The organism is Nocardia sp. (assembly GCF_025465275.1).
GTDB lineage: Bacteria > Actinomycetota > Actinomycetes > Mycobacteriales > Mycobacteriaceae > Nocardia.
The window spans coordinates 74263-91244 of sequence record NZ_JAODNK010000025.1 but is presented as its reverse complement, the minus strand read 5'-3'; the positions used below and the strand labels follow the sequence as shown (position 1 = coordinate 91244).

14 protein-coding genes and 1 pseudogene are annotated in these 16982 nt (G+C 65.2%); all 15 read right to left on the bottom strand.

The annotated features are described in order from the left end of the window. Positions 1–49: 49 nt before the first annotated feature. Positions 50–3022, bottom strand: coding sequence for a GDSL-type esterase/lipase family protein (locus JWN03_RS06060; protein WP_297610903.1), 2973 nt, complete (start codon positions 3020–3022; stop codon positions 50–52). Continuing rightward, entirely contained in the window at positions 3019–3345 is a 327-nt protein-coding gene (locus tag JWN03_RS06055; protein ID WP_297610900.1) for an LtfC-like domain-containing protein, read from the bottom strand. The genes JWN03_RS06060 and JWN03_RS06055 overlap by 4 nt, the downstream gene beginning before the upstream one ends. A gap of 42 nt (positions 3346–3387) precedes the next feature. Next, entirely contained in the window at positions 3388–4632 is a 1245-nt protein-coding gene (locus tag JWN03_RS06050; RefSeq protein WP_297610897.1) for a hypothetical protein, read from the bottom strand. Then, positions 4629–4964, bottom strand: coding sequence for a hypothetical protein (locus JWN03_RS06045; RefSeq protein WP_297610895.1), 336 nt, complete (start codon positions 4962–4964; stop codon positions 4629–4631). The genes JWN03_RS06050 and JWN03_RS06045 overlap by 4 nt, the downstream gene beginning before the upstream one ends. Positions 4965–4976: 12 nt before the next feature. Continuing rightward, complete coding sequence (locus tag JWN03_RS06040) at positions 4977–5609, bottom strand: hypothetical protein (protein ID WP_297610894.1); 633 nt, start codon at positions 5607–5609, stop codon at positions 4977–4979. 3 nt (positions 5610–5612) lie between these two features. Beyond that, the gene (locus tag JWN03_RS06035; RefSeq protein WP_297610892.1) at positions 5613–5897 is read right to left on the bottom strand and encodes a hypothetical protein; all 285 of its coding nucleotides are present in this window, start codon (positions 5895–5897) and stop codon (positions 5613–5615) included. Beyond that, positions 5894–6172 (bottom strand): hypothetical protein, encoded by a 279-nt coding sequence (locus JWN03_RS06030; RefSeq protein ID WP_297610889.1) that lies wholly within the window; start codon positions 6170–6172, stop codon positions 5894–5896. Before JWN03_RS06030 ends, JWN03_RS06035 begins: the two co-directional genes overlap by 4 nt. Next, positions 6172–7521 carry a C39 family peptidase gene (locus tag JWN03_RS06025; RefSeq protein ID WP_297610886.1) on the bottom strand — a complete coding sequence of 450 codons (1350 nt, stop codon included), beginning with the start codon at positions 7519–7521 and terminating at the stop codon, positions 6172–6174. Before JWN03_RS06025 ends, JWN03_RS06030 begins: the two co-directional genes overlap by 1 nt. After that, positions 7514–8110 carry a phage gene 29 protein family protein gene (locus JWN03_RS06020; RefSeq protein WP_297610884.1) on the bottom strand — a complete coding sequence of 199 codons (597 nt, stop codon included), beginning with the start codon at positions 8108–8110 and terminating at the stop codon, positions 7514–7516. Before JWN03_RS06020 ends, JWN03_RS06025 begins: the two co-directional genes overlap by 8 nt. Continuing rightward, positions 8107–9810: pseudogene (locus JWN03_RS45755) on the bottom strand (Gp37-like protein). The gene JWN03_RS06020 and the pseudogene JWN03_RS45755 overlap by 4 nt, the downstream one beginning before the upstream one ends. Then, on the bottom strand, positions 9807–10739 hold the full coding sequence (locus JWN03_RS06005; RefSeq protein ID WP_297610878.1) for a phage tail protein: 933 nt from the start codon (positions 10737–10739) through the stop codon (positions 9807–9809). The pseudogene JWN03_RS45755 and the gene JWN03_RS06005 overlap by 4 nt, the downstream one beginning before the upstream one ends. Next, positions 10736–15301: a phage tail tape measure protein gene (locus JWN03_RS06000; protein WP_297610876.1), complete on the bottom strand. Its 4566-nt coding sequence runs from the start codon at positions 15299–15301 to the stop codon at positions 10736–10738. Before JWN03_RS06000 ends, JWN03_RS06005 begins: the two co-directional genes overlap by 4 nt. 3 nt (positions 15302–15304) lie before the next feature. After that, positions 15305–15583 carry a hypothetical protein gene (locus JWN03_RS05995; RefSeq protein WP_297610873.1) on the bottom strand — a complete coding sequence of 93 codons (279 nt, stop codon included), beginning with the start codon at positions 15581–15583 and terminating at the stop codon, positions 15305–15307. Positions 15584–15690: 107 nt separating this feature from the next. Beyond that, positions 15691–16143, bottom strand: a complete 453-nt coding sequence (locus JWN03_RS05990) for a hypothetical protein (protein WP_297610870.1) — start codon at positions 16141–16143, stop codon at positions 15691–15693. Between the two features lie 11 nt (positions 16144–16154). Further along, positions 16155–16973 (bottom strand): hypothetical protein, encoded by an 819-nt coding sequence (locus tag JWN03_RS05985; protein ID WP_297610867.1) that lies wholly within the window; start codon positions 16971–16973, stop codon positions 16155–16157. Between the last annotated feature and the right edge of the window lie 9 nt (positions 16974–16982).

Below are 16982 nucleotides of genomic sequence, written 5' to 3'. Positions count from 1 at the left end.
CTTTTTCGTGGTCAGTTGAGCTGTTCGAACATTCGCCGCGGCGCGCCGGTCACGCGGATACGTACGCGCGGATGGTGCGCGCGAGCACGCCCACACCCTGTGTGGACGGGTGAGTGTTGTCCGAGCACACGAGCGCGGCATCGACTGCGTAGGACGTCACCGTCCGCATGGGGATGTCGGAGTCGATTACGCCAACTATCCCGCCGGGGAGGGTCGACAGCCAGTTGTTGATGGCCAGGCGAATCGTCTCCATAGGCGCGGTCACGCCCTGCCAGTTGCGCGGCATGATGTTCACGACAAAGACCGGTTTACCGGCGCCGACGATGGATTGCGCGTTGGCGATGATTGTCAGCAGGTCCGCTTGCAGCTGTGCCTGGGTGCGACTGTTGGCGATGTCGTTGCTGCCCAGGCCGACAATCGCGCCGGCGAAACTCCCCTGGCTGGTGTCCTGTCGAGTCCACAACGCGTGTGAGGTATTCGCCCAGGTCGATGCGGGGATGGTCGCGAGCGCGTGACTCTGCACCAGCACGGGCGCGGTCTGTTCCCACTGCCGCGGGTAGGCAGCGCGGTACAGCGATGCCGCGGCTGCGGTTGCGCCTTTGTCTCCGGTGAGTCCTTCCATGATCGAATCCCCGATGCACAGCCACGCTGTCCGACTGGACGTCGATTCGTATTCGATGACCCAGTCGATCGGGATGAACTGCTGCGGAGTGGCGGCGGCGGATCCGGCGATCGTGGGGTCGACACCCGATGTCGAGTTCGACCAGTACCAGGCGCGGCCCATGCTGGTCTGCATCGTGATCGAGCTTGCTGCGGTCCAGGCGACCGCGACGAGGTGTTCGACGCCGGCGTCGAACTGGTCGCCGGCCGCAGCTATCCATGGGCCCGTATACCAGGATCCATCTGCCGGGATGGTGAAGTCGCTGCCGACGATCGTGGTTGCAGCGTTGCCGACAAAGTTGCCGGTCTCCGGCGTGGTGGTCGAGACCGACCGCGCGTGATCGCCGTGCAGGATCTTCTTGCCGGTGAGCACGGTCTTCGTGGCCATGTTGAACGTGTCGTAGTTCCGCAAGCGGATCCGCCAACGTGTCGAGGCGACAGGCAATTTCACGATGAACCGGAACGATGCGGCTGCCGTCGACACGGTGACGGCCAAGCCGCCCAATCCCCCATTGCTGTACGACAGGGTGCGGGTCACGCTCGGCTGAATCCCGTTCTGCGCTTCGGCCAACGTGACAGCACCGATCGCACTGCGCGCAGTCGCGGCGTCGGCGGCGGTCAGCACGGACCGACCGACAGCCGTCGAGTCCGTGATCGCTGCAGCGTTGACCGTCCCGACACCGATCGCGCTGCGCGCGGCCGCCGCCGTCGCTGCGGTGAGAACCGAGCGACCGACAGCCGTCGAGTCCGTGATCGCCGCGGCCGCCAGGGCCGCGGCCTGCCAAGTGGCGTTGCCGTCAGCGTCGCTGGTGAGAACCTTCCCCGCGCTGGCACCGTTGCGGACCTTCAGATTTCCGGTGGCAGTGGTGCCATCGACATCGGCGTCCGATGTGCTCTTGAGATTGGGTACCCGCAGTTTCCCCCTGAGCGCCACAATCCAGTACTGCGGGAAATCACTACCCGAGAAGTCGCCGCGCAGGGTGGTCACCAAGTTCAGGGCCAGGCCCTCAATCGCCTGATCGCCGGGTGGCGTTCCGCCGAAAACGATTTCGCTCATGGTCCCGCCGGCGTCGGCATTGAACTCACACGCGATCAAGCTCGGCTGTCGACACGCGTTGATCTGCAGGCCGACCACACGGGCGGCGATCTTGCAGCCGATCATCGTGAACGAGCTCGGCCCGCCGGCGCCGAACGCGCCAACGATCACGCTGTAGTCACTGCCTTCAAACCAACAACTCTCGAATACCCAGGTGTTCGCCGAGCCCGTGATATCGACATGCGCGCCGACGGTCGCCGGGTTGGTCTCGCCGATGAACTCCGTTGCGACGACAACGAGGCCGGCGTTCGCGGTACCGCCTACGCCTCGCACGCCCGTGCGGCAGCTGACGATCTTGCAGAGCGTCAGCTCGTTCTGAATACAGGACGTCTCCAGCGCGGTGCCCAGGTTGGCCAGCACGGTGCCATGAATTCGGGTGTTGCCGGTGTTGTCGCGCAGGACAATTCCGCGCTGCCCGTGATAGGTCGTGCCCGTCGCCGCGGTGTGATCGCCTCGGATCCTGATGCCGGACAGCGAGATCTGGAAGCAGCCGGACAAGTCGAGCGCGGTCGCGCCGGCGCCCGTGATGTGGATCGAGAGACTCTCGATCGTGATGTCCTGGCGGCCGGTCAGCGTGAGCAGCGTGCCGGTACCGGCGTAGACGATCTCGGATCCGTAGCCAGCGCCGGTGACCCGGGCGCCGCTCGGCAGCGCGGGCAGCGACGTGACTCGATAGATACCGGGCGGGAAGTGCAGCACCTTGCCCGCTGCTGCGGTGGCGGCCGCCGCGACGGCCGCTGTGTCGTCGGCGACGCCGTCGCCCACCGCTCCGTAATCCGTGACCGGGATACCGACGCCCACGCCTGGCACTCCGCGCGGGCCCAGCTCGCCCTGTATCCCGGGCACGCCCTGTAATCCGGTCGGACCGGTGGGCCCTTGGAACGGTGCGCCGGCGGACTCGGCGGGCCATGCGCCCGACCATCGGTAGATCTTGCCCGCGGCCATCCATACCGCGCCGGAGGATGGCGAGCTGGGGAGCTCGGCGTACGTAGCGACTTGTCCGTCGACGTGCAATCCCTCGCCGATGGGCCCGGTCAGGCCGGTGTTACCGGTAGTCCCGGTGTCGCCCTTCGTACCCTGCGGGCCCGGGATCCCTTGCGGCCCGATGTCTCCGGTGTTGCCCTTCGGCCCGGTGGGTCCGGGCGGTCCGGCCAGCGAGAGAATCTTGGCGACCGGCCGCGGTGTGCTGCCGATGATGGATCCGGACGGCGTGCCGAGGTAGGACAGCGCGGGTGTGCCGTTCGATGGGTAGCCGCGCAGTCTCATTCGCCTTGTCTCACAATCCGGCCGAGGGCCAGCGGCCTACCGCCGGAGGTCTCTCCCTGCGGGAGGAACACCAGTTGCCAAGTAGTTCCGTCGTCGATGGCGTCCGCGGGGACCGACTCGATTTTCAGGTCCGCCACCGCGCCGCTGATCGTGAACGTCCACAGGGTTTTCGTTGGCACCGTGTTGAGCGCGAAGAACAGTGAGCCCGTGGGGAAGTCGACCGGCTGGTCGTTGATATCGACGTTCTGGAAGGACCATTCGAAGTCACGCCCGGTGGTGAGTACCAACGTGTCCATTGCAAGCTTGTCGCCGATGGTGGCCATGGCTACTCCTTTCATTGCTGCCGAGGGGAATTCGGGTGGAGGTCACGGGCGGGTGAGTATCCGCGCGTCGTTCCATGACGCGCTGTTAGCGCCGCTCGAGCGCTCCACCCGCAGGCCCGCCCATGAGTTCGCGGTGGTCACTCGGCTGATCACGTCTGCCATGAGCACGACTTGTCCGTTGACCTCCACCCACGCGGCCTGATCGGAACAGCAGAATGCGAGCAGCGCGCCGTTCGGGATCGCGACATCGTCAGTACGCACGAAGTCGTTGAACGTGGGACTCGTCAGGCTGCCAGAAAGCCGTGAGAGAAAGATCGTGTTCGCATAGAAGTTCGCGGCAAGGCCCTCGCTGCCAGCGGAGTTCGCACGCAGGATCAGGCTGCAGTCTGCCGATGCGTTCGGCGGTAGGTTGCCGCCGACAACCGCCTCGATCCGCTGCACTCCTGTCGTCACGCCGGTGTCGCGCAGCAACCCGCGGCTGCCGTCGGTCGTGCCGGTGGTCGACCACGAGTTATTGACGAGGGCGGCGTTCGTACCGAATTGTGTCCACCCGTTGCCGACCGCGCCCGACCGGTTGAAATCGTCATAGAACAGCGAGGACCAGGGCGCGACCGTAGGGAAGTCGCTGCCTCGGTCGAACACTGAGAAGTTCCTGATCCACGCCTCGGCCGTCGTCTGGTTGAGGAACTGTAGAGCCCTCTTGTTCGGGCCGGCCTTGTTCACGGTGGGTAGCCAGTACTCCAAGAGCAGCACATCGTTGATGTACATGCGCACCAACCGGTCTCGCTCTACGTGGAAGCGTAGCCAGCACCACGTGCGGTTCATGAGTCCGTCGACCGGACCGATCTCCAACTGCACGCTGTAGTTGTTGATGTCGTCATAGGTTTCGACGCGTAGCTCGTTGGTTGTCGATCCGACTGAACGGTGAATGACGAACAGCGGCACATGCGCAAGGTCGCTGAAGCCAACGCTGTTCCAGCCGTTGGTGATCGCCGCGCCGAAAAATTGTTCCTGGACGAGGACAGCACCGTCGATGTTGAGCTCCATCTCGGTGCCCCAGTTGGTGGTGAATGGCTGCTGCTCGTAGCTCACTCCGCCGAGCTGCAGCGGAGTTTCGAACGCATCCTTGATCTTGAGCACGTTCGATTCCAGCCACACCGTACGGGCGGAGTTGACCCGCTTCCACGGTGCCCGAATCGGGTCCTCATCAGCCCTGCTGTGCAGAGCGTCGAGGTCTCGCCAACCTGCGCGCGCCCACGGGACACAGCGGCGCAGAAGAAAACTCACGCGCCGTTGCCCTCATCCTGGTCGACGATGCCAGAGATTGTGCCGCCGTTCGTGGCCAGGAATCCGCGCAGTTTGAGCAGCACTTTCCTGTTGCCGAACAGGCCGATCGGATCGTCGCTGGCGACCAGCGGACGCAGCGTTTCCGGGTCGGTCTCGAAGCGGCCGACCGCGGCGTCGATCTTCGGGATCGCGATCTCGGCCGGGGTCATGTCGAAGAGACCGGCCAACGAGTCGAGCCCGAATGCGGCCGACCACAGCGCGATACGATTCGGCTGCACTGCGAACGTTGAGTGATAGGTGCCGCCCTCGGCGATGCACTCGAATGCGTCCAATGCTTTTGCCTCTCAGATAAATACGCCAGCAACGCAGACCTGCAGAACGGCCGGTGCGACGGTGCCGACTACGCCCGTGACGTATGGAAAGAACCGCTCTTTGTCGAGCACGGGAACAGTCAAGGCGTTGAAGTTCTTGCGGTTGACGTTCGGATCCAGCGTGCCCGTGTGGATGGTGGTGTAGCTGGTGCCGGTCGGATTCCACTTACGTGTTTCCACGCTCATGCCACCAGGCTGGTTGAGCAGACCCATATGAATATCGGTGAGCAGCGCGGTCCGGTTGTCGGGCACGTTCAACACGGGTCCGAGCAGCAGCTCGTTGACGCCGAGCAGTACCTCAGCGCTGGCGACGATGAACTCGAGAGACCAGTAACTCGCTGTGTCGTAAGCGATGTCCGCTTTCTCGCTCGCACTGGCGGCGTCGTTGGCCGCAGCCTGCGCGGTCGTGACCGCTTGGCCCGCGACGCCTTGCACCTGCGCGATGGGTTGGCGGATCTGTGTACCCGCGGCGTTCTGTGTGCGGGTATATGCGGCGATCGTGCCGGCCGCCAATTGCTGTTTTGTGGTGTCTGTGTTGAGGTCCGAGCCGAACGTGCCACCGACCACGAATGCGCCGTCGGGCGCCGGTATGCCGGGAGTGGTCACTCCTCAGACCTCCTCGCGCAGCCGCTCAGGAATTGGCGGGGCGGCTGGCTCGGTGGTGCCGAGCCGGTGCGCGATACCGAGATCCACGATGTGTGATAGCAGCGTGCGAATGAACCGGACCGCTTCGCGGAACGAGGATTTCGACTGCGCGAGCTCGTCCTCGAGGTGTCCGACACGCGCCTCGAGCTCGGCCATCCGGCGGCCCTGGCGCGCCGAGAGATACCCGAGGATCGCGCCGAGCACCGCGACCAGGCCACCGCACACCGCGGTGATTTGCTCTGGGCTCATAGGTCGCCACCTGCTCGCGGCTCGGCCGCTAACCATGGCACCCACGTGGCGAGCGCGGCATTGACCGCGGGCAAGGCCATGATGCGGGTAACAACGGCCGAGATCGCCAGCGCTGCACCGATACCCACTGTGGTTGTGGGCAGCCCGGTCGAGGCGACGATCATCGGCAGCGCGGCGGCCAGGCCGACGACGAGCTGAAAGATCGTGCGCGTCATGGCGCGCCACGGATGCTGTACCTGGCTCGGTTCGCCGGTGGCAAGTTCGTGTTGCGCCATCACTTCTCCGTGACCGCGGTGCGGATCTCGGCTGTGTCCGCGCCGAGCTCGGCGAGCTTGTCGACCACGGTCAGGCTCTTGCCCTCGGCGTTCTGGCCGAGCTGCGGCCAGCCCTCGCCGCCCGGGCCGCGGAGCTGTTCCCACACTTCGCGAAGCATCTGCCGATCGGTTTCTGTGAATGCCATGTCATCTCCTGTGAGTAGGTCGCGGAGTTCGTCGGGGGTGCCGCGGAATGCGTCGACGTCGATGTCGCGGCCGGCGACACGGCCGCGGTCGCTGAATTGGAAAATCGCCGGTTGTCCGCCGCCGTACGGCTGCCAGCCGATGTCTTCGTGTCCGGGGTATATCGCCGAGGCGTAGCCCGCGCGGCGCGGCCCATAGTTCGACGTCATCAGCGGTGGAATGCCGGTGAGGTCCGGGCTGCCGATCTGCTCCCAGTACCAGCCCGGCAGGTACGACAGGGCCACGCGCACGCCGCGCGCCTCGATCGCGGCACGGACCGCGTGGAACGTGTCGAGGTCGCCGGAGTTCTGTTCGTGGTCCAGCATCGCGGGAATGCTCGTGTCGCCGAGGTGCTCGACAAACCCGGCCGCCTGGCCCTCGATATCGGCGTCGGCACGAACGTAGTGGTAGCCCACGATGATTCGACCAGCGGCGAGGGTGGTGTCGCGGAAGGCCGGCCAGGTCGGATCCTGGTAGTCGTCGCCCTCGCTGACCTTGGCGATCACGTACTCGAATCCTTCGGCGAAGGCCTGCCCCAGGTCGAATCCGTCCTGATGATTCGAGATGTCGATTCCGAATGTGACCGCTGCTGGTGGCGGCAGCGGCGCGGCGGTCGGGGCCGCGGCGTAGCCCTTCGGTGCGATGAGCGTGGCGAGCTGGTCGAGACTCAGCCAGTAGTGCTCGATCCCGCTGAACCGGGCAGGGTCGGCGACGTAGACCGTGTGCGCGTGGTCGTCGTAGCCGACGACACAGACATAGTGATAGATCGTCTGTGCCGGGTAGCCGGGTGGCCGGTTGCCCGGTACGGCAACGATGTTCACCACCAGCGCGGCGCCGGCGTCGATCGACGCGACGACGTCGGACCAGAGCTGTTCGCGCTGCGGCTGTGTCGGCGGGTCGTTCGGGATATCGCGCGTGACGTAGGCCTGTCCGGTGCGGTGCGCCAGAACCGCGGTGATCTGACCGATCCAATCGGTTCCGTCTGTGCCGGTGCCGATCTCGTCCGCGAGCTCGGCCTCGGTCACCTGAATACCGCGGCAGGTCAAGGCAATCTGTGTCGATGCCGGGCCGCACCAATATCCAGTTTCCTGAGGCGAATACTGGTGCGGCAAAACATGTTCAGCCATGGCGGCCATCCCTTCTATGGTCCGGTGCGGCGAAGCGCTTGAGGATTCCGTTGCGTGCCTTGCCATGGCGCTCGGCGTAGATCACGCGGGCGAGTTCGACCGGGTCGCCGTCGAGGCCGCGCAGGTAGACGCAAACCTCGGTGACCGAGCGCGGACCGGGGTCGAACCGTGGTGGGGTGTCGATGGCGTCGACCTCGGTGGCGCGCGGCGGCGCCGGTTCTGGTTCGTTGATTCGGTAGCCCAGGAACCGCAGCCGTTCGACTTGAGCCTCACGCTCGCGCATGGTCATCTCGGCAGGGTCCTGGATGACGATCGGATCGGCCTCGGGAGTATCGAGGGAAACCCATTGCGCCGACCCGTTCAGCGGGGTCTGTTCGCCGCGGTATGGGCGGGCGTACTTCTTGGTCGCTGCCGCCGGGTCGATGGGTGGGCAGCCGGCCTCGGTGAGGTGCCGTGAGATCGCGCGAGCGATCGGTTCGACGAGAATCATCGGCTGCCCCCCACCGATCGGGATGCACTGCAGCACAGGCAAAAACCGCTCTTCAGGGTCGTCGGCGTCGATGTCCTCGAGCCGCCATATCCGACTCACAACATCCCCAGTTCTCGCGCGAGTGCCGCGACTTCTTGGATCATTTCCAGACCTTTCACGATGGGGTCTTCCTCGTCTCGGTGGCCGACAGTGAGGGCAAACATGGGCGTGGTCTGGCGGTCCCACGAGATCGTGATCTCGGTGATCCGGTCGACGTAGATGACGCCGGGGGTTCCCCAGTCCTTGACCGTGGTGCCGATGCGAGTACCGAGGTAGGCGTTGCCGTGTCCGTACTGGCCGATCCGCAGACCCTCGTATCCGTCGACCACGGTGATCTGGTGCGTGGTCTGCTCGCGGGTCCTCCACCAGCCCGCCCTGAGTGCGAGCAGGGCCGAGAGGGTATAGCCGCGGTCTGCGCCGTCACATACCGTTTCGTGCAGATGGCTCCAGCCCGCCCGCGCTGCGCGGTCGCGGTCGTGGTGCTTCATGTACGCGAACAGCGTGTCGGTGTAGAGCGGCTTGAGGATTGCGTCGATCGCGCCGCCCACCGGCGGTACGAACAAGGCTGCGGCGACCAGGTCACCGGCCATGTTGATCGCCGCGGATATGGCCTCGTTCACGCCGTAAGCGGAGTGGCCTCCGGCTACGAATCCGACGGCGGTGGCCGGCTTCCATTTGAAGCTGGACGTTTTGATGCCGGTGCGGTCGCCGTCACGCAGGATGATGCCGGGCGCACGCGGGTCAGTGCCGCGGTAGCCGGGCTGGCTGTACTCGGGCGGGAACGTCGGGTCGACGATCGGTTCCTCGCCGGAGTTGAATCCGTCGCTGTTGATGACCGTGCGGGCCCGGGTGAGACCGTTGAAAACGTCTCCGCCGAAACTGGTTTCGGTGTCCCACGACGACGAGTCGATGAGGTCCCATACGAGCGTGCCGGGGCGCAGGTTCGCGCCTGGCCACGGGGGCGGGTCGCCTTCGAGGTAGCGGCGCGGCAACCATGTGATCTGTGCGTCGGCAGCAACCGACTTCTGCACGTCGTACATGTACGTAAAGCGGCTGTGAATGATCGCGTTCTGGCTGGTGTCTTCGCCGATCGCGGTGGGCTTGACGACCTGCTGCCAGTTCGACTGATCCAGCCCCGACCAGCCGGCCGAATTCATCGGGTCGGCCGGAAGCTCCCAGGGAAGGCCGGCCTGCAGGCGAAACAGGTTTACGAAGAGGGTGAGCTTGAGAGCCCAGATCGCGGGCCCGAACAGGATCCAGACGCGCGGGAACTGGCATTCCGGTGGTAAGAATTCAGGCCTTTGCCTGCCCCCCTACCCGAAGGCAGGGGGGCAGGCAAAGGGGTTGGCGTACGCAATAATGTTCTTGAGGTGCTCGAAATCGTGGCGGAAGGTGGCGCGCACGACGCGCTGGCCGTCGTCGCCCTTGGCGAGTTCGACCTCGTCGAGCATCCCGGACCAGCGAGTTCCAAGGTGGTCGACGGTGATATGTACGTTGTCGGTCGGCCGGTTCTTGTGGTCGGTGAGCCATCGCGACAGGTAGTAGGTCGCCGGAAGTTCGATTGTCCCGGTGCCTGTTTCGTTCTCGAGCAGTTGGAATTTCGCGGAGTTCTCGCGCCAGACTTCGCCGCGGTAGTTCCAGTCCCCATCCCATAGCCGAATGGTTGGCCGCTCGACGCGGCGATCGTCTTCGCGCTTGAGCCGTGCGGCGATGTCCGCGAATACTGCGTCGAAGTCGATTGTTGTTGTGGTTGCTGTCATTCGAGCCCCCAGGGTCTAGGCCAGTGGAGTGGGCAGCGCAGCCGGATCCCGGCGCCGATGGGCGCGCCGGTGACGGTGACGGGTATCTGTGTCTTCTTCAGGCGCCCAGGCTGCGAGTACATGAATTTCCTGCCAGCCATCCGCAGATAGACCTGGGTGTCGAGCGAGCTGTTGACCTGGCCATTGCGCGCCATCTTGTCGGTGTCGATCCACAGGTGTTCGCCAGCGATGAGCGGAGGCATGACTACCTTGCGGAGCGCATCCTCGGTAGCTCGTTCGAATTCATCGCTGCCCCAAGAGAAATCAGGGATCGTCCAGACGATGCCGGCGCTGCCCTGGACATCCCATTGCGGCCAGCTCGGATAGTCCTCGGGCAGTGGGTTCCACGCGGTGACGTATCCGGTTTCGGTGCCGCCGCCGGTGGTGTCGGTAGTGGTGATGTAGCGGGTCTCGAAATCCTTCTGCACCCACCGCGGGTACGGCCCGACCAGCGGCAGCAATGCCAGCGCGTAGCCCTCGCTGTTCGGGTCGTTGATTGCTTTGATCTTCGGTTTCGCACCCAGCCGAACGGTGAGGCTGCGCCGCGACCCGCCCACCTCGACCCAGATCTTGCTGTCCCGCCTGACCGAGAACATCTTGCGGAACTCCGAATCGGCGACCCGCCAGGACATCTCGGGTGTGCCGATGATGTGGAACGCAAGAATGAAGTCGTACTTGTCCTCTCGGTATCCGCCGAAATCGGCGCCGATGCTGAACGCGGTTGCGTTGTATATCGCGGTGAACGGCGCCTCGAACATGCCGTCGAAGTCGGTACCCGAATCCTCGTCAGCCAGGGCGATGCCCTGCTCCCACTGCCCGGGCCCGGACACCGTGATCCATTTGCCGTTGCAGCCCTCGATCTCGACGAGGGTGTCCTCGGGTGGATTCACCGTGACACCAGCCGTTTCGCGCGCTGCTGCTGGTCGAGTTGCATCATCTTCCATTCCCGCTGGAACTCACCCGCGCTCATGCCGGTGCTGAGGTTCTGGATCGTCACGGAGTTGTCGACGCTGCTCGCCCCGCCGCTGACCTGGTTGGCGGCGAGGCTTCGGGCCTGGGCGACCTGGTCGCCGGTGAGCACCCACTCCTGTTGCCCCGACAGGTTCAGCGCGGCGACGCCGTGCGGCAAGGGTCCACCCTGATCGCGTAGCACGGTCGGAACGGTGAACGTCTTGAGCAGCTGCTCGAACCAGCCCGGCGTGCCCGGGGTTACCGGGCCCTGCTTGTCGACGTCACCCTGACTGATCGAGGGCTTCGAGAACTGTTGCTGTGCTGACGTTTCGGCTGCCGTCGATTGCGTCTTGTCGTAGTACTTCTTGCCCTCGGTGATCGACGCGCCGACCGCTCCCCCGATGTCTCCGTTGAGGCCGATCACGGTGAGGAGGTCTGAGAGCTGGCCCGTGACAGCGGTCTTCGCGACGTCACCAATCAGGCCGACGACACTGCTGCTGTCGGTCGACGAGCTGCTTGTCGCCTCGCTCTGTTTCTTCTGCTCGGCGACGATGGCGTTGCGCGCCTTGTAGACGGCGCGATCGGCGGCCGCGCGGTCGGTGTCTGTCGCCGTGGCATCGTTGTAGACGTCGTCGCGGTCGGCTTCCGCCGTGTCGAGCGCGTCTTGCAGATCGGCCAGGCTGATCTGGTCGGAGGTCATCGAGCCTGTCAGCTCGGGCGCAGACGGGACATCCTTGCTGCTCTGCGCCTGATCACGCTTGGTCTCCAGCTCTTTCACGCGTAGCTGGGCTTGCTCGACTCGAACCTGCGCGGAATCCGTCTCGGACTGTTTGGAGTTCGGGTCTGCGATCTCTTTGTCTCGAGCCTCGATCGCCTGCGTCACAGCGATGTTCGCGGACCGCAATTCCAGTTCGTCGCTGGCGTCCCAGGTCTCTTGCGCCTTGCCGTTCTTGCCGCCCGTGCGGTTCTTATTGGTGCCGGCGTCGTAGAACGCGCTGGTCGGCAAGTACCAGCGGCTCTGAAACTGGCTGTCCAGCACCGAGGTTGCGCCGGCCCCGACGCGCACACCGTTGCTACCGGACTCGAGCGGGTTACCGGCGAGGTCGCCGACCATGTGCGAGTACTGGCCCCCGCCACCGTTGAACACGGCAATCGTGAGGCCCTTGCCGGTCGGGTCAGTGCCGTTGAGGAAGCCCAGCGAAGCGAAGTTCGATTCGGTGGTGAACCAGCGCGTATACGGGTCCAGTCCTTTCAGCAGCGCGTAAGCCGCGGAGATGAACGCGGAGCAGTCCCACGACGGATTACCCACGCCCGCATACTGATACGGCTTGCCGGACTCACCCTGCAAGAAACTCAGCGCGTGAGGTACGGCGATACCGCCGTTGGCCATCGGGGTGAGCTGGAATCCGAACATGCCCGCGACGGTGCCGAGGATGTTGGTCGAGCGCTCCCTCTTGGAGCTGGCGAGCGGGATGAATGCCTCGCCTGCGGTTTCCGGTTCGGCCCACTGGATCAGGTTCGGGCGCGCCGACTTGATCGTTGCCTGACCGGGGAGCGCGCCGTCGATTCCGCCGTCGGCCCGGCCACCGACGTTGCCGCCGGTGATGGTCTTGTTGTCGCCGCTGCCCGGGTTAAGTGGTTGCCGGGCAGGAAGGTTGAGCTGCGACTCGTCGAACTGGACCTTAACCTTCTGCGTCTTGTCCGGCAGATTGGTGTTGATCAGCCCAGCAAGTTTGTCGAGCACGGCTTGCAAGTCCGGCGCGGTGATGTTGACGACGCCCGGCTTGCCGTTGATCTCGTCGACCTGGGCGCCCGCCTCGCGCAGCTTGGCGATGAGGTCGGCATCGCCCTTCATATCGAGCGGAATCTCGACGGTCCCGCCGGTATTGCGGAGCAAACCGTCAATGACTACGAGCTTCTGCTCAACCGAGTCGGCGCCCTTGAGGTCGGCCAGGATCTCGATATCGTGCGGCAGGTACCCGAGCTGGGCAGCCATCTGCGCAATCTGATCGGTGGTGAGCCCGGCGGCGTGCGCGAGATCAGCGAACTGAGTGTCGTTCTGCGCGAAGACCTGCCCGAGTGGGACGCCGGCCTCGGCCGCGGTCACGGTCGCGTCTTTGATCTTCAGCAAGGACTGATACAGCTTGTCGCCATTGGCGGTCGCGGTATCGACCGCGCCGCCCTTGCCGATGAGCTGATCGCCGAATCCTGCTGTCTTGTCCCACACTTCAGCAGAGGCGGCCGCAGTCTCGCGAACCGTCTGGTTGTACTTGGCCAGCGCTGCCTGTGCGTCGACCGGCTTGCCTGACAGGATGTCGAGCGCGGTCTTCATTGCGTCGACGCGATCGGCGGCCGTGGCCGACTGATCAGAGAGCACCTTGACCGCTTGGGTCAGCGTCGCGAACCCGGGAGTAGTCGCCGCGGCTGTCTGCTGCGCTCGCTGGATGTTCTCGCGCAACGACTTCAGATCATCGGCTGCGAGGTTGCCGGCCTTGCCCATCGCGCGTAGTCGTGCTTCGATCGCCGCGAATTGTGCGTCATCGGTCATCGCCGAGCCGAGGGTCTCGAAAGATATGTTCAGCTTGTCGATGGCGTCGGTCGCGCCCTGCCATTGGTTCGCGATGCTCTTGCGGTTCTCGTTCTCGCCGTCCTTGCCTTGCACCGTGCCGAGCCATGTATCGCTGAAGGTCGGGCGATCCTCGGCAGCCTTCTTCCGCGCGTCGTAGAGATTGCGGACCTGCTCGGTCATGTTCGATACAGCGGTGCTGTCGAGCGCACCGCCGTTGGTGTCGAAAATCTTGGTGAGGTCGGACTTCGTGACAGCCAGATCACGCATCGCCGAACGCACTGCTTGCACACGCCGCTCAGATTCCTTGGCGTCGGTGTAGAACTTCACCAGCGCACCGGCCGCCAGTGCGATACCAACGACCCAAGGGCCGCCGAGGAAACTCACGACGCTGCTGAGCCCACCGCGCAGGCCGGTCGCGGCCGCGGCCAGCGTGCCCTGGGTTCGGGCCAACGTCGAGGCGCCGGCCGCCGCGCTCAAGAACGAGGTCTGCATGCGGCCGACAATCGGCAGATGTGTGCCGAGCGTTTGCACAGCGCTTCCGAATCGGCCGAGGCCGACCGCCCCCACACCCGCGACGCGGGCGACACCGGATGTCGCGGTCGCGACAGCGATGGCCGCGGTCGCGGTGCTGCGCAGCGCGCCAGCCGTAGCGGTCGCAGCCGTGGCCACCGCGGTACCGATGCTGGTGGTGCGCAACAGCACCAAGGCACCGACCGCAGCCAGGATCGGTGTAGGCAATCCGAGGAATGCCTTCGCTACCGGCGCCGCAGCCTGGCCGATGCCGATGATCGCACCCGCGCCCTCGTGTAGACCGCTGACCAGGCGAGGCGTTTCGTCGGTGATGAAGCCAGCGACGTTCTTCGTGAACTGCTCAAGTGGGCCTTTCACCAAGTCATAGATCTCGAGGGCGAGGCCTTCGGCAGCGTTCTGCGCCATCTCCATCGCGCCGGGCAGGCCTTGCATCTTGGCGGCCGCCACATCAGCGGCGGAGCCCTGCCGCGACATAGCCGCGTACATGGAGTCGTAGCCGCTTACGCCCTTTTCTGCAGCGATGCCCGCCAAGCGCATTGCGTCCGAACCGAACAGGGTCGCGGTCGCAGCCTGGTACATCTCCGGCGTCATGTGCTGCGAAGCAGTCTGCAGCTGCACGAACATGTTTCGCAGGCCAGCGAACTTGCCTTGTCCGTCGTAGACGGTGAGGCCGAGTTCTTTGATCGCCTCCTGTGCAGGCTTGCCCTGGTCAGTGAGCGCGAGCAGCGCGGACTTCAGCAGGGTTCCGGCGTCGCTGCCTTTGATACCGGAATTGGCGAACATGCCCAACGCGGTAGCAGTGTCCTCGACCGACAGCCCGAACTGGTGCGCGACAGCGCCAGCGGCCTGCAAGCCCTGTGCGACATCAGTGATTTCAGCGCTTGAGGCGTTCGCTGTGTTGGCGAGTACGTCAGCCACGCGGGTTGCGTCACCCGCGGACAGACCGAATGCCTGTAGCGCAGCGGATTGAATAGTCGCGGCCTGGGCGGCGTCGATCTGCGCGGCAGCAGCCAGCTGCAGCGAGCCCTTCGCAGCATCCATGGATTGCTGGACAGTGAAGCCACCCTTAGCAAGTTCAGTCATGGCCGCGGCAGCGTCGTTGGCCGAGGTGCCGGGCAGCGTGATGTCGTTGCCCAACTCCTTGGACTTCGCCGATACCGCGGCCATCTGATCTGCGGTCGCGCCGGCTACTGCCTTCAGTGTGTTCAGCGACGTCGTGAAGTCGTTGCCGATGCTGATGACTTTGCCGAACGCGGCTGCGGCGCCGCCGCCGATCGCCAGGCCGAGGGACGCACCGATGCCGGCCGCCATGCCGAGGGCAGGTGAGAGCCCCGACCGCATGCGGTTGGCGAAGTCCCGCGTATCGGGGTGCAGCAGGATATCTATGCGGCCGCCGGCCATGGCCTACACCTCCCCTCGGCGCGCAGCGAGTAGCTGCTCGAGCTTGCTTTTCGGTGGTTCCGGGATGCGGTACGGCTGTTGTGCCTGCCGGTACTGCTCGACCAGCTCGGCGGTGATCACAGGGTCGCGGTGCGCGATCGGGGCGAGGATAGGAAGCGGCGGCGGTTTGATGCCGCGCTTGGCCCGCTGTGCCCGTTCGCGTTTGACCTCCGGGTCTTCGGGATCGGTTGTGCCCGAGACGTACTCAAAATTGAGACCGAAGTCGTGGCGGTCGACGAGCATGGCCAGGTTCTCCGAGTCCCGTGCCCGCTGTGCGTCTTGTGCTGCCGAATCGTCCAGCAGCGCAGCGACGTCCCGGTAAGGGAGCTCGGCCAGCGCGGTGCGCAGGTTCAGGCCGTACCAGCGGTGGCATCGGGCGAAGGCTGCGCCCCAGCGGTCGGGACCATGTAGCCCGACAAGGGCAGGGGCGCGAGCAGTTCCCCCGAGTGCAAGCCACTCAGGTTGATGATTCGATTCAGCGCTGTAGTGGCGTGCGCCGGGGTGAATTCGGAGATCTTCGCCCACAGTCCGGGCCCGTCGCTGGTGATCAGCGAGAGCATCGCCTCGAGCTCAGTAGTCGAGATGAGCTGGTAGAACTTGACTGCCTCGGCGCCGCTGAAACTGCGGCGTACGTCGGCCTCGACTCCGAGCAGCGTGATCGGCACGGGCGGTTCGGCGCTTGTGCCGAGATCGTCCAGGATGTCGACGCGGTCGGAGGCGGGTACCGCCGGCGCGACCGAGGTGGTCGGTCGCGCCGGGCGGCGCCGCGGTGCGGCTTTCTTCGCAGTGTTCTTCGTTGTCACTGGTCAGTACCTCACGCCACGGTGACAGTGCCGGACGGGGTGAGGCTGGCGCCGCTGCTGGTGAGCACACCAACCCTGTTGATGGCGACCGTGTACGGGCCGCCGGCGCTGCCGGTCACGGTGACGTTTCCGGTCCCGATCGTCGAGAGCGCTTCCAGTGCCGTCTGCACCGCGGACGCCGCGGCGTTGTAGGCGATGCCCGTTGCGGTCTGCCCGTTGAACGTCAACGGGAAAGTGCCGCCGGTCGGCGTGCCTCCGATAGTCACGGTGAACTGCGAGCGCAGCGGGTTGAAACTCGTGATGGGAGTGAACGGCTCCAGGGCCAAGAGCTCGAACTCGAATCCGTCGAGATCTTCCTTACCGAAGGTCCGCGGCGGCGGGGTGGTGAGGGTGACTCGCGGGGAGTAAAAACCGGCGGCGTTGCCGTCGTCGCGCACCACGAGCAGCAGCGCGAAATCTTCGTCGTCGCCCGGATGCCATTCGAACACACCGGAGGCGGGTGGGGCCTCGACAATCGAGCCGCCCTGCAGCGCGGTGAGCACGGTCGCGGCGCTGTAGTCGACGGGCCGCAACTTGGCACGCTCCTCCGTCGGCGCCTTGACCACCTTGTACGGGGCGAGGCGCCGGTTCCATACCTTCTTGGGGGAGACGTCTCGGGTCGGGTTCACCTCGAAACCGGCCTCGATACCACCGAACGACAGCCACGGAATCGCACCGGATACGGGGTTGTCTACGAACGGGGCGACAGGCCGGACGGTGCCAGCGGGCGCACGGTAGCCGTCGCCGTCGAGCCAGACGAATGCCTTGTCGGGATCGGCATGTGTGGACATGGGTCCTCC

Bases quoted from the DNA above. Each gene is read 5' to 3' on its own strand.
- JWN03_RS06030 (WP_297610889.1), bottom strand. From the start codon at position 6,172: ATGGCGCAACACGAACTTGCCACCGGCGAACCGAGCCAGGTACAGCAT.
- JWN03_RS05985 (WP_297610867.1), bottom strand. From the start codon at position 16,973: ATGTCCACACATGCCGATCCCGACAAGGCATTCGTCTGGCTCGACGGC.
- JWN03_RS05995 (WP_297610873.1), bottom strand. From the start codon at position 15,583: ATGCTCGTCGACCGCCACGACTTCGGTCTCAATTTTGAGTACGTCTCG.
- JWN03_RS06000 (WP_297610876.1), bottom strand. From the start codon at position 15,301: ATGGCCGGCGGCCGCATAGATATCCTGCTGCACCCCGATACGCGGGAC.
- JWN03_RS06025 (WP_297610886.1), bottom strand. From the start codon at position 7,521: ATGGCTGAACATGTTTTGCCGCACCAGTATTCGCCTCAGGAAACTGGA.
- JWN03_RS06055 (WP_297610900.1), bottom strand. From the start codon at position 3,345: ATGGCCACCATCGGCGACAAGCTTGCAATGGACACGTTGGTACTCACC.
- JWN03_RS06035 (WP_297610892.1), bottom strand. From the start codon at position 5,897: ATGAGCCCAGAGCAAATCACCGCGGTGTGCGGTGGCCTGGTCGCGGTG.
- JWN03_RS06060 (WP_297610903.1), bottom strand. From the start codon at position 3,022: ATGAGACTGCGCGGCTACCCATCGAACGGCACACCCGCGCTGTCCTAC.